The organism is bacterium (genome assembly GCA_023230585.1).
GTDB lineage: Bacteria > Ratteibacteria > UBA8468 > B48-G9 > JAFGKM01 > JALNXB01.
Genome location: JALNXB010000001.1, coordinates 113,091 through 134,468, shown reverse-complemented (window position 1 = coordinate 134,468; position 21,378 = coordinate 113,091). Strand labels below are relative to the sequence as shown.

The 21,378-nt window shown below is 37.4% G+C and carries 18 protein-coding genes; 7 read left to right on the top strand and 11 right to left on the bottom strand.

The genetic code is table 11. The features are described 5' to 3' along the window. Window positions 1–15: 15 nt before the first annotated feature. The 9 genes from M0P98_00625 to proS all read right to left on the bottom strand — a co-directional run bounded on the left by M0P98_00625 (window position 16) and on the right by proS (window position 7,814). Window positions 16–1,644 (bottom strand): carbon starvation protein A, encoded by a 1,629-nt coding sequence (locus M0P98_00625; protein MCK9265386.1) that lies wholly within the window; start codon window positions 1,642–1,644, stop codon window positions 16–18. Between the two features lie 8 nt (window positions 1,645–1,652). Next, on the bottom strand, window positions 1,653–2,570 hold the full coding sequence (locus tag M0P98_00620; GenBank protein ID MCK9265385.1) for a thiamine pyrophosphate-dependent enzyme: 918 nt from the start codon (window positions 2,568–2,570) through the stop codon (window positions 1,653–1,655). Window positions 2,571–2,660: 90 nt separating this feature from the next. Continuing rightward, a complete protein-coding gene (locus M0P98_00615; protein ID MCK9265384.1) occupies window positions 2,661–3,548 on the bottom strand; it encodes a M55 family metallopeptidase in 888 nt (295 codons plus the stop codon). Window positions 3,549–3,570: 22 nt separating this feature from the next. Next, window positions 3,571–4,755, bottom strand: coding sequence for a pyruvate ferredoxin oxidoreductase (porA, locus tag M0P98_00610; protein MCK9265383.1), 1,185 nt, complete (start codon window positions 4,753–4,755; stop codon window positions 3,571–3,573). Next, window positions 4,730–5,020: a hypothetical protein gene (locus M0P98_00605; GenBank protein MCK9265382.1), complete on the bottom strand. Its 291-nt coding sequence runs from the start codon at window positions 5,018–5,020 to the stop codon at window positions 4,730–4,732. The genes porA and M0P98_00605 overlap by 26 nt, the downstream gene beginning before the upstream one ends. Further along, the gene (locus tag M0P98_00600) at window positions 5,017–5,316 is read right to left on the bottom strand and encodes a 4Fe-4S binding protein (protein ID MCK9265381.1); all 300 of its coding nucleotides are present in this window, start codon (window positions 5,314–5,316) and stop codon (window positions 5,017–5,019) included. The genes M0P98_00605 and M0P98_00600 overlap by 4 nt, the downstream gene beginning before the upstream one ends. A gap of 1 nt (window position 5,317) precedes the next feature. After that, window positions 5,318–5,896 (bottom strand): 2-oxoacid:acceptor oxidoreductase family protein, encoded by a 579-nt coding sequence (locus tag M0P98_00595; GenBank protein ID MCK9265380.1) that lies wholly within the window; start codon window positions 5,894–5,896, stop codon window positions 5,318–5,320. Between the two features lie 66 nt (window positions 5,897–5,962). Further along, entirely contained in the window at window positions 5,963–6,667 is a 705-nt protein-coding gene (locus M0P98_00590; GenBank protein MCK9265379.1) for a hypothetical protein, read from the bottom strand. Continuing rightward, window positions 6,660–7,814, bottom strand: a complete 1,155-nt coding sequence (gene proS / locus M0P98_00585; protein MCK9265378.1) for a proline--tRNA ligase — start codon at window positions 7,812–7,814, stop codon at window positions 6,660–6,662. Before proS ends, M0P98_00590 begins: the two co-directional genes overlap by 8 nt. Before the next feature lie 414 nt (window positions 7,815–8,228). Here proS and lepA point away from each other — a divergent pair, with 414 nt between their 5' ends. The 6 genes from lepA (at window position 8,229) to M0P98_00555 (ending at window position 18,305) form a co-directional block, all read left to right on the top strand. Then, window positions 8,229–10,010 carry a translation elongation factor 4 gene (gene lepA / locus M0P98_00580; GenBank protein MCK9265377.1) on the top strand — a complete coding sequence of 594 codons (1,782 nt, stop codon included), beginning with the start codon at window positions 8,229–8,231 and terminating at the stop codon, window positions 10,008–10,010. Between the two features lie 10 nt (window positions 10,011–10,020). Further along, a complete protein-coding gene (gene hemW, locus M0P98_00575; protein ID MCK9265376.1) occupies window positions 10,021–11,115 on the top strand; it encodes a radical SAM family heme chaperone HemW in 1,095 nt (364 codons plus the stop codon). A 24-nt stretch (window positions 11,116–11,139) separates the two neighbouring features. Then, a complete protein-coding gene (locus M0P98_00570; protein MCK9265375.1) occupies window positions 11,140–14,205 on the top strand; it encodes a hypothetical protein in 3,066 nt (1,021 codons plus the stop codon). 156 nt (window positions 14,206–14,361) lie between these two features. Further along, window positions 14,362–16,323 carry an alpha-L-fucosidase gene (locus M0P98_00565; GenBank protein ID MCK9265374.1) on the top strand — a complete coding sequence of 654 codons (1,962 nt, stop codon included), beginning with the start codon at window positions 14,362–14,364 and terminating at the stop codon, window positions 16,321–16,323. 72 nt (window positions 16,324–16,395) lie between these two features. Further along, the gene (locus M0P98_00560) at window positions 16,396–17,565 is read left to right on the top strand and encodes a Xaa-Pro peptidase family protein (protein ID MCK9265373.1); all 1,170 of its coding nucleotides are present in this window, start codon (window positions 16,396–16,398) and stop codon (window positions 17,563–17,565) included. Next, entirely contained in the window at window positions 17,565–18,305 is a 741-nt protein-coding gene (locus tag M0P98_00555) for a creatininase family protein (GenBank protein MCK9265372.1), read from the top strand. Before M0P98_00560 ends, M0P98_00555 begins: the two co-directional genes overlap by 1 nt. An 88-nt stretch (window positions 18,306–18,393) precedes the next feature. On the opposite strand, the gene M0P98_00550 is transcribed toward M0P98_00555, so the two are convergent. Both M0P98_00550 and M0P98_00545 read right to left on the bottom strand, forming a co-directional pair. Continuing rightward, complete coding sequence (locus M0P98_00550; GenBank protein ID MCK9265371.1) at window positions 18,394–19,164, bottom strand: MBL fold metallo-hydrolase; 771 nt, start codon at window positions 19,162–19,164, stop codon at window positions 18,394–18,396. Window positions 19,165–19,184: 20 nt separating this feature from the next. Further along, window positions 19,185–19,790, bottom strand: a complete 606-nt coding sequence (locus M0P98_00545; protein MCK9265370.1) for an MBL fold metallo-hydrolase — start codon at window positions 19,788–19,790, stop codon at window positions 19,185–19,187. Between the two features lie 147 nt (window positions 19,791–19,937). On the opposite strand from M0P98_00545, the gene M0P98_00540 reads away from it, so the two are divergent. Further along, complete coding sequence (locus M0P98_00540) at window positions 19,938–21,305, top strand: flavin oxidoreductase/NADH oxidase (protein MCK9265369.1); 1,368 nt, start codon at window positions 19,938–19,940, stop codon at window positions 21,303–21,305. Window positions 21,306–21,378: the final 73 nt, after the last annotated feature.

The following is a 21,378-nucleotide window of genomic DNA, read 5'->3' as shown; positions in this document are numbered from 1 at the left end:
ACCAATTTTGGTGAGTTAACAACGTTTTAGAAGTTTATGGAAACTTTCTATTATTACAAAAACAGCAAGCACAACAAGTAAAAGAGAGACATTAGCAAGAAGAAAACTCTTATGCCTGTAAAACCCCTGCATCTGGTAAAGTAGTGCTACTACCGTTGTAATAAACATAAATATTGCAGGCACAAAGGTTATTAGAGAAAATTTCTTTCTACCTAAAAGAAACATTCCAGCAACAAATAGGGCTATTGCTGCAACAAGTTGGTTTGCCGCTCCAAAAACAGGCCAGAGTTTCTGCCAGTTACCAAAAGCAAGAGTACCGGCTACAATAACAATAACCAAAGTAGCAAGGTACCTATTCTTAAAAATTTTAATATTCCAACTTTCACCCATAAGTTCGTGAGAGATATATCTGGTTATCCTTGTTGCTGTATCAAGAGTTGTAAGCACAAAAGCGTTTATCATAACAACAGCTATAATTTTACCAATAGCAGGGTTCAATATTTTAGAAGTTATCTGCCCATACCCAGTAGCAAAAGTACCTATCCAATTACCAGACTTCATCAGTTCAGGGTAATTAAGTAAAGAACCGCTCTTGTTCCAATGTAGCCCCGCACATACACACAAAAGAGCAAGTATAGATAAAAATCCTTCCGTTAGCATACCTCCATAACTTATTTTTTTTGCATCAGTTTCGCTAGTAATCTGTTTTGATGTAGTTCCGCTTGCTACAAGACTGTGGAAACCGCTAATAGCGCCACAAGCAATCATTACAAACATCATAGGCCATAGGTAACCGTCTTTAGGTGAAGAAAAAGAGATATATGCTGGCGCTGTTATATTGGGACGAGAAAGAAGTAGCCCCGCATATCCAAACAATAGCCCAAAAAGAAGGATAAAGGAAGACAGATAGTCACGCGGTTGAAGAAGGAGATTTACAGGAATAATACTTGCAACAAAAGAGTATAAGAGAAGTATAAGTATCCAGGTTTTGACAGGGGAGTAAAACGGAATAGATACAGGGAATTTACTCCCAAGCACAAAGGTAATTAACAATAGCAGTACAGACAAAACTGTTGCATTTATATAAGAATATTTGAATTTATATACAAATACTCCAAAGATGACTGCTATCAGTATAAGCCCAAAGGTTGGTATAACAATGGACGGTTCTTCTACAAGAGTATTGGCTGTAACAGAAGCAAAAACCGCAACTACCAACACCAGAGTCAACCAGAGAAAGATAAGAAATATAATCTTACTTTTTCTGCCCATCACCGATTCAGTTATCTCTCCAAAAGACCCACCTTTATGTCTCAAACTTAAAATAAGAGAAGAAAAATCGTGAACTCCCCCTAAAAAAACTGAACCAAGTAATAGCCACAGAGCAGCCGGTAGCCAACCCCATAACATACAGGCAATCACAGGACCCAGTATTGGACCTGCACCTGCTATCGAAGCAAAATGGTGTCCGAAAAGGATTGACCAGTGTTTAACAGGAACACAGTCAACTCCATCAGGGCATTCAATAGCGGGAGTTTTTCTTTCAGGTGAAACATCCCACAACCGTTCAAGTTTTCTGCCCATAAAACGGTACGAAAGCAGAAAAAACAGAAGCGAAAACCCCGCCAAAAAAAGGGAATTCATAGTTGTTATTATCCTTCTTTATTAAGCAAAATCTCCCAACGTTTATCTACTTCAGCCTGTAGTTCTGCAAGAAGTTGTTCGTTAGATGGTTTCAAAAGATGGTCAAACCTTCTCTGGAGTTTAAACCAGTCAGCAATGGGTTTCTTTTCTCTTGGTTTATAATTGATTTTATATTTTCCTTCTACCACTTCATATAGGGGCCATATACAGGTTTCAGCAGCCAACCTTGATATTTCCATTGTTAGCGCTGGGTCATGAGGCCAGCCCAATCTACAAGGTGTTAGAACATCTATATAGGTAAACCCATCAAAAGTTATTGCTTTTTCAACCTTATTTGTTAAATCCCTCCATCTACCAGGAATTGAAGTTGCTACGTAAGGGATATTGTGAGCCACCATTATAGATGGAAGGTCTTTCTGAAACTGTATCTTTCCAGGAATAACTTTCCCAGAAGGAGTAGTTGTTGTGCTTGCAGCTTTAGGGGTAGCAGAAGAACGTTGTATACCAGTGTTCATATAAGCTTGGTTGTTACAACACACATATAACACTTTATGACCTCTTTCTGCTGCGCCTGAAAGTGCCTGTAGCCCTATATCATACGTTCCGCCATCTCCACCGAAAGTAAGAAAAACAACATCTTCGTCTATCTTGCCTTGTTTTTTTAGTGATTGGTAAGCTGCCTCTACTCCGCTAATTGTAGCAGCAGCGTTCTCAAACGCTGAATGTACCCAAGGCACATTCCATGAAGAGTAAGGGAAAATTGTACTTGCTACCTCCATACATCCAGTAGCATTACAAGCTATAAAAGGTTTATCTATAGCAAGAGTAACCAACCTTGCCACTATCCCTTCACCACAACCAGCACATAACCTATGACCTGAAACAAATTTTTCTTCTCTTTGAGCAAGTTCTTTTATACTTGGCATTATTCTTCTCCTTTACTCCTAAGCAACAAGGAGTAATTTTCAACTTTATATTAAGGGCAGGAATATTAAATATTGCCTGTTCCCGTTTCTTTATACAATCCGTCTACCTAACAATTTCTGTAACTCAGAATCTGCTGGGTTGATTTCTAACTCATAGCCTTCCCACTGCTCGTAGTGCATATCAAACAAGCTTGTCGGATGGGTCTGCTTATATATTCTTGGAGGAAACTCGCCATTTCCTCTCTGTATCCTAATTCTGGTAAAAGGAGGCGTAAGTTTTTCTTTTGTAAAACCAAAATCCTCTTTTTGAGCTCTCTCTATTGCTCTTTTAGTTCCCTCTTTTATTCTTCTGCGGGCTTCTTGTGGGTGTAAATGTATTGCTGATTTATTATGTTGCCTATACACATCACCAGGTAGATGATTACCAGAGGTAGTCTGAGTTCCTCTTTTAACTGCTACTGTTTCTATACCAGGCACAAGGTTTTCTGCTTCAAGACAGAATGCTTTACATCCTGATGCAAATATAACCCTAATACCAAGTTCATTTGCAGTAAAAACAAGGTCTCCATATTCACCTACAGGAATACCATTAAACGTCTGCACCACAACCCCCATATTACCTGTATGGCACAGATGCCCTCCGATAGTACCAGCCATAGGGTGTTGACCTATAAAAGCCATATAATCAAACTTTTTATCGTCCATACTAAAAGTACCTCTACGCCCTTCAGGCCAAAAACAGGAAAATTCTGCTTTAGGATGTAACAAACTTCTATCAATTGTTCCGCCGCCACCGTGCCCATCAGAAACAAGTATCTCAGTAGCGCCTCCTTCAAGAAACCCTTCTATAGCGGAGTTGATTTCCATAGTAAGAAGTTCTCTTGCCTTAAGGTAATGAGCACCCCCAGGCAAACACCAGTTGTTTGAATCCAACACTCCTGCGACTCCTTCCAAATCAGTCATTATGAAAACCTTCATTTCTCTCTCCTATATAGTTTTTCTATTCTCTTAAACCAATATATTTAAGGGTATACTCTTTTTTACCTGCTTCCGCTATTTTTAAAAGTTCAGTGTAAATATACTCAATATCTTCCATTGTTATATCTCTTCCACCAAGACCATAAATATAGTCTGTTATTATAGGTTTTTCTTCTGAATCATAAAGAGCTGCACACACTTCTGGATATAAAGGACCTGAAACACCGCTCATTCCTTCAGCCCTATCCATTACTCCAAGAGCCTTCACCTTTGAAAGAGCCTTAGCTAACTGTTCTGCTGGGAAAGGTCTATACACTCTCAGTTTTAATAGTCCTACTTTTTTCCCTTCAGCTCTAAGTTTATCAACAACCTCTTTTGCTGTTCCGGCCGTTGAACCAAGAACCAGGATAGCGACCTGTGCATCATCAAGTTTATACTCTTCAAAAAAACCGTACTCTCTACCAAAAGTTTGACCAAATTCTTTTCCTATTTCTGGAATAACTTTTAGAGCATTAAACATCCCTTCAGCTGACTGTCTTTTATGTTCAAAATAGTAGTCCTGCAAATCCAATGCCCCTATAGTTATAGGTTTTTTTTCTTTTAAACTCTTTATAAGGTTCTCTCTTTCTGGTGGCTCTTTAACAAATTTCTGAACATCTTCATCAGAGAGCATCTCAAGAGTTTCAAGACAATGGCTTAATATAAAACCATCGGTGGTTGCCATTACTGGTAACTTAACATCAGGATGTTCTGCTATTCTTACTGCTTGAATCAGGTTGTCATAAGCTTCCTGTACATTTTCAGAAAAAAGTTGTATCCAACCGCTATCCCTTGCACCCATACCATCTGAATGGTCACAATGTATATTGATAGGGGCAGATAACGCCCTGTTAACAACCGACATAATTATTGGAAGCCGTAATCCAGAAGCAATATATAACATCTCCCACATAAGAGCAAGTCCCTGGGAAGAGGTGCCTGTCATTGTTCTTATACCAGCAGTACTGGCTCCAATACAAGCGCTCATAGCGCTATGTTCACTTTCTACTGCTACAAATTCTGTCTTAACCAATCCATCGGCAACAAATTGTGAAAAAATCTGTACTATTTCTGTTGCCGGAGTAATAGGATATGCTGCTACTACATCAGGGTTTATCTGACGCATAGCCTCTGCAAAAGCTTCATTCCCCGTTTTGGCTACTTTCATTTTTCACTCCCTTATCCATTTTTGATTTTAATTTATCTAAATTCGTTTTAAGATTTTCAAGAATAGATATCATATCATCTATTTTTTTTGCGCTTGTCTCCACATCCTTAACAAGAAACTGGTAAGAATCCAACTCTGATTCAAGTTGAGAGATTTTACTGTTTAGTAGAGCTTTTTCTTTGCCAGCAGTTGCGTGTCGAGCTATAAACGCTACCCAACCTGACAATATTAAAACCAAAGCTATCCATTTAACAGCACTTTTCATTTATCTTCTCCCTGGTCATCAACCATATCTATTGCATCTTTAGGACATTCATAAGCACATATACCGCACCCTTTACAGTAATCATAATCAAACCTTACAAATTTGCTTGTCTCTTTATCAACAACAACCGCTCCATCAGGGCAAGAAACCCAACAGAAAAGACAATGTATACATTTTTCAGGTATATGAATAGGTTTAAGGGTTCTCCAATTACCAGTTTTAAACTTTAATGATGAACTTCCTTCAAGTACATCACCTTCTGGAAGTTCTTTCCACGTTGCTTTTTTTTCTTCCATTTTAAGCTCCTTTAACCTCGTTATAAGCTCTTTCTATTGCTTTAAGATTACCATCTACAATCTCTGGTCTGTTTCTAAACTTTGCTGACAATTTCTTTTTTGTATCTTCAAGTAGGGCACCTATCTCTAACATACCTGTTATCTTTGTAAGAGCGCCTATCATAGGTGTGTTAGGGATGTTTCTACCTATGGTTTCTGTTGATATAACAGAAGCGTTTACTGTATATACTTTCCCTTCATAACCGAGCTTCTTTTTCATCTCTTCAGGAGATAAAGGAGTGTTAATAATAAGTATCCCCTTTTCTTTGTCAAGCCCCTTTGTTACATCAACCTGCCCAACCAGAGTTACATCAAGGACAAGAACCACATCTGGTTCTTCAATCCCAGAATGTATTCTTATCGGTTTTTCGCTAATTCTATTAAAAGACTGAACAGGAGCACCCATTCTTTCAGGTCCATATTCAGGGAATGCCTGTATATATTTACCTGTGGACAAAGCCGCATCTCCAAACAACAGAGCAGCTGTTTTGGCTCCTTGCCCTCCTCTGCCATGCCATCTAACCTCAAACATTTCTTTCATATTATCTCTCCATCTGTGTTATGTTAATATTTGTTAATAACTAATAATTAGTAGTTTATATAAAGATTAGGTAGAAGTTTTCTGGTAAAAAAGCATCCAGATTTTTATGGTGATAATTTCCAATATAGCAATCAGGCATAACAAGAACAACTGAAATAACAACCCCTTCTCATTATACAATTTAAGTAGAAAAAAAGCAAATACCCATAAAGGTAATACCGAAAATATCAGTATAATAGATGTGGTAAGATTTTTTCTTAAAACTTTGACACTTTTTTTCATAGCAGACAAGACTGGAACATCATCAACAACTATTACGAAAGGGGTAAGAAAAGTTAATAGAACAAGATATACTGGAAATGAAAGCCATACAATTGTTATAAGCATAACAAGAGTAGATTTTACAAGAGACGCATTTTTTACAACCTCTATCATTCCAAATCCAAAACTCATTATAATGATAGCAACCAGACCTACAAACATTTTGTAGAGCAACATCCTTCCAAAAAAAAGTATACTGTTTTTAAACAACTGCCCAATATTTAAGGTACCCTTTAATAAAGATTCTTTCAAACCATTATATGCGCAGATAGTTATGTAATTTTCCATAAAAAGAAAGAATACCTGAAAAATAAAGATATGCTCTTCTCTAAGTGGAATGGATAAGATAAACCGAAACAATATTAGATAAAGCAGAACAATAAGCGCAAGCAGGAGTTCATTTTTTCTAACCAAAAAACCTGTTTTTAACAACCTTAACCAATTAGCCATTTTCTTGCTGTTTTATATAGTCAACAACCCAGGGTAACACATTGTTGACATCAATTGGTATCAACCTATTTTCTCTCCTTATTTTAATTTCTACCTTACCTTCTGAAATCTTTTTACCTACAACCACCCATAAAGGTATTCCAGTAAGGTCGGCATCAGCAAATTTAGCACCTGTACTCTCGGCTCTATCATCTAAAAGCACCTCTATACCTTCAGATACTAAAGAAGAGTAGAGATTCTCTGATATTTCCATTATATCAGTGTTTTCCACATTCACAGGAAGCACCAGAACCTTAAAAGGAGCTATATTTAAGGGCCAGACAATACCTTTCTCATCAAAATTCCCCTCAATTGTTGCAGCAACAATTCTACTAACCCCTATTCCATAACATCCCATAACCATAGGTTTTTGGGTCCCGTCTTTATCAACAAAAAACGCTTTCATTGATTCACTATACTGAGTACCAAGTTTAAATATATGACCTACCTCAAGTTCAGGACATTCCCCTTGTGCAAAAAATTCCTCTGAAAACTTACCACCTATAACACCTGAATCTGCTTGCTGTATAGTAAACTTTAGTCCGCATGCCGAAAAAATATTCTGGTAAGCTACTTTCATTTTAGAGTAAGTTTCATCTAAACCATTAGTATTTATATCAAAACTATAAGCGTCTTTCATCAAAAACTCTCTTGAACGAACTATCCCAAAGCGAGGTCGCATCTCATCACGAAATTTTGTTTGTATTTGGTATAAAGTGACAGGTAACTGTTTCCAAGACTTGATGTTTTTTCTAACAATATCTGTTATCACCTCTTCGTGGGTAGGTCCAAAAAGCATAACCCTGTTATGCCTATCGGTAAACCTTATCATTTCTTCACCCATCAAATCTAACCTACCGCTCTCTTTCCAAAGGGTTGCTGGTTGAAGTGCTGGCATAAGCAACTCCACCGCTCCTGCTTTATTCATCTCTCTTCTTACAATTCCTTCCACATTCCTCAACACCTTATATCCTGCCGGTAGATACGAGTAAACCCCTGACGATGTTTTATCTATAAGTCCTGCCCTCGACATAAGTTTATGGCTTATTGTTTCAGCGTCTTTTGGGGCTTCTTTTGATGTTGGCATAAAGTACCCTGTCCATCTCATTTTGCTCTCCTCTTTTTTTATAAATATTTCAATTATGATACAATCATTCCCCTTTTATTTCAAATTTATGTGTATTATTTATTGTTCTTATTGGAGGTTTATCCCGAGTACCTCCGAGGGAATTGCTTCACCTGTTCTTTTGCTTTACGCCCCATTTTGTCATCCTCTATACAGCGGTAGTAAAAACGAGATTCCGGCTCAAGTCCGGAATGACAAAAAGGGGCACCCTAACAAAAAACGGGAGACGGAACAATAAAGACAAAACGTAAAAGCCCCCCTCACCCTTGGTCCCTCTCCCCTATGGGTAGAGGGCAAAGAGAGAGAATAGACATCACATACTTTTTTACACTAATTCTAAGTAAAAATATAACTATATTTACCGAATACTTACTTTTTATGGTATAATAGTAAGTTATGAGTAAACAAATTAAAAATTTTTCTATTATAGCCCATATAGACCACGGCAAATCAACACTTGCAGATAGGCTTCTAACCTACACCGGAACCGTTGAGCAGAGGAAGATGAAAGAACAGGTTCTGGATACAATGGATATTGAAAGAGAGAGAGGTATCACTATCAAGGCACAAGCCGTTAGGATGGAGTATAAAGGTTATATACTAAACCTTATAGATACTCCTGGTCATGTTGACTTTGCTTACGAAGTTTCTCGTTCTCTTGCTGCCTGTGAAGGTGCAATTTTGCTTGTGGACGCAACCCAAGGTATCGAAGCTCAAACGCTTGCTAACGCTTATTTAGCAGTAGAAAACAACCTTGTTATTATTCCTGTCATAAACAAGATAGACCTACCAGCTGCCGACCCAGATAGAATAAAAGAAGAGTTCAAAAAGGTTTTTGGGATACCGTCTGAAGAGGTTCTGCTTGTATCAGCTAAAACAGGCGAAGGAGTGGAGGAGATTCTTAGTGCTATCATAGATCGGGTTCCATCTCCTACCATAGAAAAAGATTCTTGTTTGCAAGCCCTCATCTTTGATTCTCATTATGATTCTTTTAGAGGCGTTATTGCTCGAGTAAGAGTTTTTAATGGGGAAATAAAGAAAGGTATGTTTATAAGGATGATGAGCACAGGTAGAAAATTTGAGGTTCAAGAAGCAGGGTATCTAAGGTTAGGACCTATCCCCTCCCAAACAATATCTTCTGGAGAGGTAGGGTATGTCATTGCAGGGATTAAAGATGTTAGAGATTGTAGGGTGGGAGATACTATTACTGATGATGTGCACCCTGCAAAAGAAGCTTTGCCTGGATATAAACGTATGAAACCTATGGTGTTTTGTGGGTTCTACCCTATAGATGGGCAAGACTTTGATATGCTTAAAGACGCTATGGGTAAATTACAATTAAATGACGCTTCTTTCCACTACGAACAGGAAACATCTTCTGCTCTTGGTTTTGGTTTCCGTTGCGGTTTTCTTGGACTTTTACACCTTGAAATTGTTCAAGAACGGATGGAAACAGAGTTTAATCTAAACATTATTGCCACAGCTCCAAGTGTGGTATACAGAGTTACATTAAAAAATAAGAGCATTAAAATGGTTGATAACCCATCATCGCTACCTCCTACAACAGAAATAGAGACCATTGAAGAACCTTACTGCCGTTTAACTATTCTTTCTCCATCCGAATATACTGGAGCAATAATGCAACTTGTAAATGAGAAGAATGGTGATTTTATTTCTACAGAATATCTTGACCCTACAAGGGTAATGCTTGTTGTTGAAATGGCTCTATCTCGAATTATTGTTGATTTTCACGATATGCTAAAAGCTTGCACAAGAGGCTATGCTTCGATGGATTACGAAATTATAGGTTACAGAGTATCTAACGCTGTTAGGATGGATATACTTTTAAATTATGAGCAAGTGGATGCTTTAAGTTCTATTGTATCAAGAGAGCAAGCCCAGTATGTAGGGCGAGCCCTTGCTGCCAAACTACGCACTTTAATCCCGCGCCACCAGTTTGAAATCCCTATTCAAGCAGTTATAGGAAGTAAAGTTGTAGCAAGAGAAACCATACCGCCTGTCCGTAAAGATGTTCTACAAAAATGTTATGGTGGAGACATTTCAAGAAAAAGAAAACTGCTCGAAAGACAAAAAGAAGGTAAAAGCAGAATGAAAAGAATTGGTAGCGTAGATATTCCTCAAGAGGTGTTTCTTGCCGTTCTTAAAATAAATAGATAATAAAAAAACTATGACAGGCCTTTATATACACATACCTTTTTGTGTAAAAAAGTGTGCCTACTGCGATTTTGTATCATACACGGGGTATGAAAACCAAGTTTTTAACCAATACTCAGAGGCTCTCTGCACAGAACTAAAAATAAGAGAAGATATTCTTTCAAAAGGTATTTCTACCATATACATCGGTGGAGGCACTCCAAGCCTACTTTCTCCTTTACATATTGAAAAAATTTTTTCATCTATAAACAAAATATCCCCCCTACTTTCACCTAATATAGAAATAAGTATAGAGGTGAACCCTGCAACTGCAGATATCACAAAATTGAAAGACTTCAAACAGTTGGGTATAAACCGTATATCATTGGGAGTTCAAACTTTTAATAATAATATTTTAACTAAACTTGGAAGAATTCATTCAAGTGAAGATACCTTGAAAACTTATAAAGAATGTAGGCAAGCCGACTTTAAAAATATCAGTATAGACCTTATGTTTGCTCTACCAGGACAAACAATAGAGTTATGGAAACAAGATTTACAGAAAGCCATATCTATGGAATTACAGCATTATTCCATTTATAATTTACAGATAGAAGAAGGAACACCATTCTGGGAAGAAAAAGAAAAAGGGAACCTCAATCTACCTTCAGAAGACCAAGATGCTGATATGTATATTTATGCAGTTGAATTCCTCTTAAAACAGAAGTTTTACAGATACGAAATTTCTAATTTCGCAACCATAGGAATGGAATGTAAACATAATGTAAACTATTGGGAAAACGGCAACTATATAGGTGTAGGGGTTGCTGCCCATTCCCATTTTAACGGTAAAAGATGGGCAAACACCACTTCTCTTAAAGATTATCTTGCAACCCCTTCAAAATCTATTGTTGAATATACAGAAGGTTCTACCCTTTCAATTAAAGAAGAGACCATATTTTTAGGGCTTCGTATGTCAAAAGGGGTTGATAAAAAAAATTTTATAGGATATGAAAAACAGGTGAATAAACTTATTCAAAACCATCTTTTAGAAGAGACAGGCACAAGGTATAGATTAACTTCTCAAGGAATTTTACTGGCAAACAGAGTTCTTAGCGAGTTTATTTAATATTTTACTAAAAAGGGGGACAATATGAGACTTTTTCACAAGTTTATTTATATGCTAACCTTATTTACAATCTTCTGTGTTTTATGTCAGAACCTTTCTGCTGACAGTTCAACTAACGGAAAGAATGAAGCATTTCGAATAAAGTTTGACATAACATCCAAAACCGGTTGGGGAGGGTCGAGAGGAGGTGTGTATACCGATTTTTCATATAACGACCAGACAGGTATAGCATCTTTTGCTTTACTTTGTAGTTGGCAAGGCATCACAAAACAGGTAGAACTAACTCCCGGCCATTACATTTTGCGAGCAGTAGCAAAAACAAATTCTCATTCCGCAAAACTTTTTGTAGACAAACAACCTGTTGCTACTGGTGATATATTTGTTATGCCGATAGGGATATCTGAGGAATTTCGAGAAATTATTCTTCCTTTTTATGTAGAAGGAACAGAGAAGAAAAAGTATTACACAGGTATTGCACGGGCTTATGGAGACCCTGCTAAACATAGAGCTGTAGTTCAAGTTAAAGAAATAGAAATAGTACGACTCGGAAATACTGTGTTACCTGATGATTGGACTTCAAAAACATCAACCAGCATAATCCACGGTCTTGATACTCTAAAAAAAATATCCCACCCAGATAGACCTGGAAAGGTTATTTTTAAAGACTCTTTTATTGGTACAGAGTTATGGCTTATGACTCAAGGTGGGGAAGTCAATCTTTCATACTCAGGTTCTCAAGATTTCAGTAATGAAGGTAAATATTTTTTTGCAGGCAAAAGAACCCCTGGCGATATCATAAGAACCGACGGCACTTTCCGCCATAGGTCTGCTAAACCAAAAAGTTGGGCAAACAGGATTCCGTGGCTATTTCCATGGGAAGAAAAACGGCTTCCCGAAGGAAGCGACCCTTCTGAATGGATAAATGTATCAAGAAGTTTTTCTACTCAAACATTTTTGAACCTTGAGACAGGCAAGACCCATATTATAAATCTACCCCAAAAAGAAGGTTGGCAAATTATCAAACGACCTTCAGAAGACGGAGGTAGAGGACCTCGTCTAAAATATATTACGCACGAAATTCTTGTATGGCAATCAGAAGATAGAAAAGAGTTTGCTTTATCTGATATTGAAGGTAATAATTTCCGTTCTTTCAAAGTCAAAAGTATCTCCAAAAACCCTGAACAAGACATTGTTTATCCGGCAGGAGAAAAAAACCGTGATTATTTAGCAATGAATTCCGTTTGGGGTAAATCAGGGAATAACTGGGCAAATGCGGTTGATAAAAACGGTATAAGATACTTTCTTTTTGAGATTAACCGTAACAAATTTCTTACAGACGATAACCCTTATCAAGTATGGGCTCTACCTCTTTCTCTTACTGATAAACGAGGACTTATACAAGTAATTCCCACACCTAATATTACACATATACCCTTGACAGGAGATAAACCTATATGGAAAGGCGATACCTGGTGGAACCTTGCAGGGGGTCTTCCCCGTTCAGGAGATAATACTCCTCTTCTGCTTGAAGACAACACTCTGGTACATATGAACGCTTTAGGTATGCATAGCAACTTTTTTGGCACAATTACTGTAAACAACCCTTATAACGGTGAAGTAAAATTTCTTGGCAACTACCCTGGCCTTGACCACATATCTTGGCCTCACGAATTTAGGAGAGATATAGAATTTGCTCTTATATGGTCAAAAAATGTTCCAACAGTCCCAATTGTTATGATAGATCTTGAACACGAAACTTTCTGGGCAGTAGCAATGTCAAACTACTATGACCGCGAAGAACGAGCAAAAAGAGCAGCCAATCTACGCAAATCAGGAACCCCTACTGGTGATAGCAGGTTGCAAGCAAAAACAATATGGTCTATGCCAAACCCAAGCCCTGATTACACAAAAGTAGGGTACGCATCTTCTATGCTTACCGCTGAACGACCAGAATACGAAATAGGAGACACGTATATAGCTGTTGTAAGATACCCTATGCCACCATCAAATCTTAAAATCGTCAAAGGCAAACTCTTATGGGAACAACCTCGTTTTCACGCAGAAATAGAAGGATATAACCTTTACCGTTCAAATGAAAGTGGTAAAAACTACAAGAAAGTTAACAACCAGATAATTACTGAGAACAACTACAATCTATCAAAGAAGGGGTTTTATGTGATGACATCTGTGGAATACTCTGGTTTGGAGAGCAGAATGTTTTCTAATGAGGTTCAACTTGGAAAGAATAATCGTTACAGACATTTTTATGAAGCAGAAACCGGTAAAATAGTAAAACCTATGGTACCTTTTTTTGAACCTAAAGAAGCAAGCAATTCTTATGGAGTTGCTATAACAGACCCAAGCCTACTGTATAAAGAACGATTAAGCGAAAGGTTGTTAAAAGGTAGCGTATCTCTAAAAATACAAATTCCTTACAAAGGGGCTACAAAACTGATGGCACGGGTGCGAGGTATGAGCAGGTTTGAATGTGAAAGTTCTACTACAGGTTGGCCAGAAAAAGAGGAAATTGGCAAAGGAAGTTTTACAGTTAAGGTGAACGGGAAACAGGTAGGTAAAATAGATGTTTCTGAATTTAGGTGGAAGTGGGTAGGTATTGATACTGGTAACATTAATCTTGCAAAAGGTGAATATGAGGTGAGTTTTGAAACGTCAGACTCAAGCATTGCCCTGGATAACATAATGGTCACCAATGACCTAAGATTTACGCCAACCAGCAAGAGCAACTCACCTTCACTTCTCAACGGGGCACCGTCAGGATTGAAAGCAGTAACAACTCTTGTGCAGGGAGAACCATTACAACAAGGAGGGTATAGAGTAAGACCACCTTATGTTAAACTTGTATGGAATGAAGTAAAGGTACCGCAAGGTGTAAGGTACTACAATGTTTACCGTTCTAAAACACCTAATTTAAAAACTACTTCAGCAACTCTTGTTGGAAGTACCTCCACACAAGAATTTTTAGATTCTGTGCTTGAGGCAGGCAATACCTACTACTACAGAGTTGTTGCTGTTGATAATTGGGACAATCGGTCTTCTGATTCTCCTGAACTTACAGTCCTTATACAGTAACAAATAAGTACCCTAAAATAAATAAGTAGTTATATACACCTTGTTTTAGTTACACCTTATTTTTGTAAGGGCTCGTTATCCTTTTTATTTGCAATTTAACTACCAATATAATACAATGTTATAAAACAATTCTACACTTATAATATAGGGAGAATTATGAAAAACTTTGTTAAAAGAGCTATCCATCTTGATTTCCACACAATGCCTAAAATATATGATGTAGGAGCAGAATTTGACCCAAAAGAATTTGCTACAACCCTCAAAAATGCACATATTGATTATATAACTGTTTTTGCTCGTTGTAATCTTGGTTTTACTTATTACCCCACAAAAGTTGGTATTATTCACCCAGGTATGCAGACAAAAGATATGTTAGGTGGTATGGTGAAAGCTTGCCATAAAGAAGGTATTAAGGTTGCTGCCTATATAAACGCCGGGCTTGACCATCAGCACGCTTTATTGCATAGAGAATGGTGCCAGGTAAGCAAAGATGGTTTAGTTTATGATATAAAGTTGGGCGGTTCTTTTTTCAGGAGAATGTGCCTTAATTCCGGATACAGGCAACACCTTCTTTCAATGATAGAAGAGGTTTTAACTAAATACCCCGTAGACGGACTGTTTCTGGACTGTTTTTCAAAGGCTCCGTGTTATGGTGTAGAATGCCTTGAAAGTATGGAAAAACTGGGGATGGATATATCAGATGAAACACAAGTAACAGACTATACTTTTATGCAAACTATGAAATTTCAAGAAGAAGTTGTATCTTTAGCAAAGAAAAAGAGGGGCGACATATTCTTCTGTTTTAACGGGCTACCTTACTCCAGTCAACCCACCCACACAGAGATAGAAGTTCTGCCACCTGCCTGGGGTTACGACTATTTCCCTTGGGCAGGCAGGTATGCCAGAACCCTCAATAAACCTTTTATTAAAATGACAGGCAGGTTCCATAAATCTTGGGGAGATTTTGGAGGGTTAAGACCAGAAGAGTCTCTTCTTTTTGACTGTTATAACGCTATAGCCAACGGCGGTACCTGTTCTATTGGCGACCATATGCACCCGAGAGGAAGACTTGACCCAGAAGTATATCGGGTTATAGGTAACGTATATTCCAAAATAGAAGAACTGGAACCGTGGACATACGGGGCTACTCCTACCTCTGAGATGGCAATCCTATTACCTGAGGCAGAACAATTCCCTGCATTCTTATCTTTTAATGCTCGTAAATCAATTGCAGGAGCAACAAGAATGTTGATGGAATTAAAATACCAGTTTGATATTATTGATAACGAGACAAAAATCTCTTCAAAATATAAGATTATTTTTATACCTGAAGATGTGCTAATCAATAAAAGTTTAAAGAAAAAATTGAAGGAGTATTTATCTCAAGGAGGTTATATTATTAGCGCAGGTTCAGGAGGGTTAGATGAAAACAGAGAAAAATTTGCTCTCGAAGAATATAAACTCTCTTACCTTGGTGAAGAAGAACATAACCCTTCTTTCTTTAAGGCCGAAAAGAAAATTTCTCACGGGCTACCTGATATGTTGATTACAATATATGATAAAGGGGTTGCTATAAAAGCAGAAAAAGGTGCAGAGGTTCTCTGTAAATTGTTCCAACCTTATTTTAATGTTGATTCTTGGGATATGAAACACTGGCATAGATACACTCCCCCAGAAAAAGATACCAAAAGACCAGCTCTTGTTAGATGTGGCAATATATTCCATTTTAGTTTTCCTATATTTTTTGCATACAACAACCACGCTGTGGTGGCTTACAAACAACTGCTCGACAACTGTATAAAGATGGTCTTACCTAAACCTTTAATTAAAGTAAAAAATCTCCCTTCATTCGCCCAAGTTACAGCAACAAAAAAAGATAAATTCCAAGCAGTACATATATTGTCTTATCTACCAGAAAAACGTGGAGAAACAACTCAGATGATAGAAGAACCTATATGTTTAAAAAACTTAACACTTGGTTTGCGTAAAGACGGAAAAGATATAAAACAAGTATATTTAGCACCTTCACGTAAGCCAATAGATTTTAAGGATGACCAAGACTATATTTGGATAAAGATACCTGAAGTAGAAGGGTATAGTTTAACTATTTTTGAATGAAAGAAAGATTAACCTTTTCATTTTGGAGAGGTTTTATATTAAAACCCTCTCCTCAACAATAAGGAGGTAGTAATGAATAAAGTGTTTCAAGTGCCTGATATAGAGTTTGAACAACGGTGGAAAGCTGTACAAGAAGGAGTAAATAAAGCGGGTCTGGATGTACTAATTGCACATTCCAATGAAGCAGATTTTACCCATGTCAGATACCTTTCTAACTATTGGCCTTTATTTGAGTGTGCTGGGGTAGTTATTCCTAAAACAGGAGCACCAGTTCTTCTAATTGGTCCTGAAAGCGGAACTTATGCAGAAGATAAGAGCAAAATTAAAAAGATATACAAGATGATAGAGTATAGAGAAAGTGCAGAACCAGAATATCCAGATATAGAAGTTGATACCTTCCCACAGGTTTTTCAGGAAGTATGTGGAGGTATCCCTCAGAAGATAGGTTTAGCAGGGTATCAGATTTTCCCCTTACCCGTATACGAGAGCATCAAAGCAGCAGCACCCAACGCTACAATAACCAATAGTGGCGACATTCTGGTCAACTTAAGAATGATAAAGAGTGAGGTAGAGATAGAAATACTTAAAGAAGCTTTCAGAATCTCTGAGGTGGCTTTTGAAAGGACTCTTCCTCAAATGAGACCTGAAATGACAGAATTGCAGGTTGTCGGGCTTATTCAGAAAGAACTTTACGCAGAAGGAGCAGAATATGAAGGGCATCCTCAGTACGTTCTTGCTGGAAAGAACTCAAACCACGCTATAGGTAGACCTGGATATGCAAAACTTGGTACGAACAACCTTATACAACTTAATGTTGGAGCCAGAGTTGCAGGGTACTCATCAAGCGTTGGTAGACCAGTATCTATTGGACCAATGACTCCTGATGCAAAAAAACTTGTACAGGCAGGGTTGGATATGCATTTAAAAACTATAGAATGGATAAAACCAGGAATAAAAGCTAAAGAAGTTGTAAGAAAATTCTACGAGTACGGCGAAAAATTGGGAGTAACCAAAAACATCCTGTATGGACCTTGTCACGGACTTGGTATGCTTGAAGTAGAAAAACCCTGGATGGAATCTCGTTCTGAATATCTGCTTGAAGAAAATATGACTTTCCAGGTAGATACTTTCCTATATTGCGAAGATTACGGTTTAAGATGGGAAAACGGTGTACTTATAGGCAAAACAGAAACCATCCCTCTCTCAAGCACTATGAATGAGATAATAGAACTGGAGGTATAATGAGATATGAAAAGATGTTCCCTGACCAGTTACAACAGGCAATTAAAAACAATTACCCTGTTGTACTGCCAGTAGGAGTTCTTGAGTATCATTCGGAACATTCTGTATTTGGCGTAGATACAATTGTGGTAGAAGAGGCTTTCAGAATACTTGAAAACGAAATACCTTTGGTTCTCTTCCCGTCCTTCTATTATGGTGCAGCAAGTTACGCTGTAGAAGGACCAGAAAACAAAGGAACCATACAAGTATCTAGCCAAACATTATATTTCCTTGCAAAAGATATTTTTAAAAGTATGCTCAGGGTAGGGTTCAGAAATATACATATCTTTATTCATCATCAGAGTGAAAACTTTTTTGCTGGCATGCCAACAGATTTAGCTTTTAGGTTGGGCGCAAGAGAAGTAATTTTTGAACACCTTGAGAAAGAAAAAGGCGAAGGATGGTGGGGCAATGAAGAAATGAAAGATTATTACAAGATGCACGATGCTGGTTCAGATCCTTTTAACTGGATAAAAGTGCATCCTTTTATGGACTCAGAAACCCAGAAAAAATTCCCTGTAGACCATGCAGGTATTCAGGAGACTTCTCTTATGTTTGCTTTCTGCCCTGAAGGGGTAGATATGAGCAAGTTTTCTGAGAAAAACTGGTATAGTTTAGAAGCAAAAAACGCTTCGCTCGAGTATGGGAATAATGCCAAAGAAATGATATTAGCGAACCTTCGCAAAATTCTTAAAGGATAACACTTTTGTCAGGTTAAAACGGTAACACTTTTTCGGGGTGTGTTTTGTTGAGAAACTTTAAAAAAGCACACCCTGAAAATATTTTATTTTATATATCTTTAAGGTCAATACTCATACCATCATCTGCAATAATAACTTCAGTCCCTGTTCTTTCAGAGATTTCAGCACCCTTCTGCCATATCTTGTTTTGCAACATCTGCATACCAAAATGTGTCAAAATTGCTTTCTTGGGTTTAACACCTTTAATTATCTCTTCAGTTTCAGGGAGAGACAAATGGGACACCCCACATCTTCTTTCATACATTACAGTATTGATTATAAGAATATCGCTACCAGCGTACGCTTCAATAAGTTCTTCAAAAAAACCTGTATCAGGTAGGTACGAGATAACAGGTAACCCTTGACATTTCATCTTAAATCCATAAGTCTCTACACTATGACGTAGTTTGATAGGGATTTCCAATCTAATATTATCTATTTTGTAGGTGTTACCTGCAACAATTGTTTCTATTCTTTCAAGGTAATTCAAAATATATTTAAAAATAACTGGGTCAACAGTTAAAGCGTCTTCTGGAGCCAAAACAACGCCTCTCTTATTATATCCACCATTACTCATTGCTTCAATCATAAGATTTATATCACACGAATGGTCAAGATGTTTATGAGAAAGAAATATAAAATCGAGTTTTGCAGGGTCAAGTTTCGGTCTACTTTTAACAATATTTACAAGACACCCTGGTCCAGGGTCAACAATAAAATTTGTATTGCAGACAGAAAACCACATTCCTCCTGACGCTCTCAGTTGGCGTATCATTACAAACCGAGCTCCAGCAGTACCAAGAAACTTTATATATTCCATTTTAATATTGTTGTAAAAAATTAAGGGTTGCTCCAGTATGCCTGTTCGGTTGCAATGCTTGTTTCTGGGCCGTGTCCTGGGTAAACTATAGTGTTTACAGGCAGGGCAAACAACACATCTTTAATAGAAACAAACAGTTGGCTTTCAGAGCCGCCAGGCAGGTCGGTTCTACCATAGCCACCACAAAACAATGTATCTCCAGAAAAAAGAATGTTGCCCACTTTAAAACATACGCTACCTGGTGTATGACCAGGTGTATGGACAACCTTAAGAGCGAGTTCTCCAAGTTTAATTACCTCGTTATCTTCAAAAGTTATTATATTGGCATCAATGCTTATAGGCGTTCCTAAAAAAGATGAAAGATTTTTTTCTGGATCGATAAGACAAGATTTATCTTTTGAATGTATATATACATCCACCCCAAACCGTGCATCCTCTTTTATATGGTCTATATGTCCATGAGTATTAAGCACAAACTCTGGTTTTCTACCAGCAAGAACTCTTGATATTTGTTCATAATCATCACCAGGGTCTATCACAAGAAGTTGGCCGGTCTTTTTACAGGTAACAATATAACAGTTAGCCTCTATTTCTCCAACAACAACCTTTTCAATTTTTATATCCATCTATATATTATACTATAATATACCTGTATATCCAACCATCCTACACAGGATTTGATTAAAAACTGGTTATTGGTTACAATAAAGCGGTATAACCCACTATAAAAAACAAACTCAAATTTTACAATAAAATGGGCACAGGAGACCTTAATGCCTTGCAAAAATACCGATAAAACGTTTAAAACTTTTAATTACCCTAATTTAAAAGAGTTAAAAAGAGAAATTGCTTCCTTAAAAGTCAATATTCCTATTGAAGAAACTTTTGAGGAGAGCGCTAAAATACTTGCTCAAAAATCTTTTTTTAACAAAAGAGATGTACCAAACTCTTTCTGTATTCAGCCTATGGAAGGTTGCGATGGAGAAAAAAATGGAAGTCCAGGGGAACTCTCAATAAGGCGGTATAAACGTTTTGCAGCAGGAGGTGCTGGTATCATCTGGATAGAAGCAACAGCCGTAACCTCTGAAGGTAGAGCTAACCCACGCCAATTTTGGATAAACGAAGATTCTCTACCAAAATTTAAAAACCTTATAGAGATTATTAAAGAGAACGCCTTAAACCATAAAGGAGAAAATCATAAACCTTATTTAGTCCTTCAACTTACTCATTCGGGAAGGTATTGTAAACCGTTAGGCGTTTCTACTCCAATTATAGCTTACCGCTCGCCTGTTTTAAAACATCAAGAAAATAGTGTTACAAGAATTATTACCGATAACCAACTGGATAAATTGAAAGAGAAATTTGTTGTAGCATCTCAAATGGCACAAGAATGTGGGGTTGACGCAATAGACATAAAATCTTGTCACGGATACCTCTTATATGAACTTTTATCAGCATATACAAGAGAAAATAGTAGGTATGGAGGTTCTTTTGAAAATAGAACAAGGTTTTTAAGAGAGACGATTCAAGAAATAAAAAAACATATCTGTTCCATTGACGTAACCACAAGGTTAAGTTTTTATGATGGCACACCCTACCCTTACGGTTGGGGAATGAAACAAGACAACACTTTGTTACCCGATATGACAGAACCCATCGCCTTAGTAGAACAATTGCAAAATTTAGGGGTTAATATGTTAAATCTTACTGCTGGCAACCCGTATTATAATCCTCATATAAGCAGACCTTACGATGTTCCTGTCAAAGGTGGTTACATTCCGGCTGAGCACCCTTTGATATCTATCTCCAGAATCATTGATTTAACATACCAACTCTCAGAGAAATTTCCCTCCCTTTTTATAATCAACACAGGTTTCTCTTGGTTACGTCAATATTCTGTCCTTGTTGGTGCAAAAATGAAAAAAGATGCAAAAGTTGGCGCTTTCGGTTTGGGTAGACTAGCTTTTGCTTACCCCAACCTTCCAAATGAATTTTTAAAAGATAAACAACTTACACGTAACCAATTATGTATTGCTTGTTCTTGTTGCTCACAAATTATGAGAGATGGCGGTAAAACCGGCTGTGTTGTTAGAGATAAAGAGGTATATAGGGATATTTATAAAAAAGGTCAGTCAAAATAAAAAACTGTTTCAAAACATTCAATCGGCTGGTACAATATATAAAACCATTATTATTGGTGAGCCCGCAGCGAAC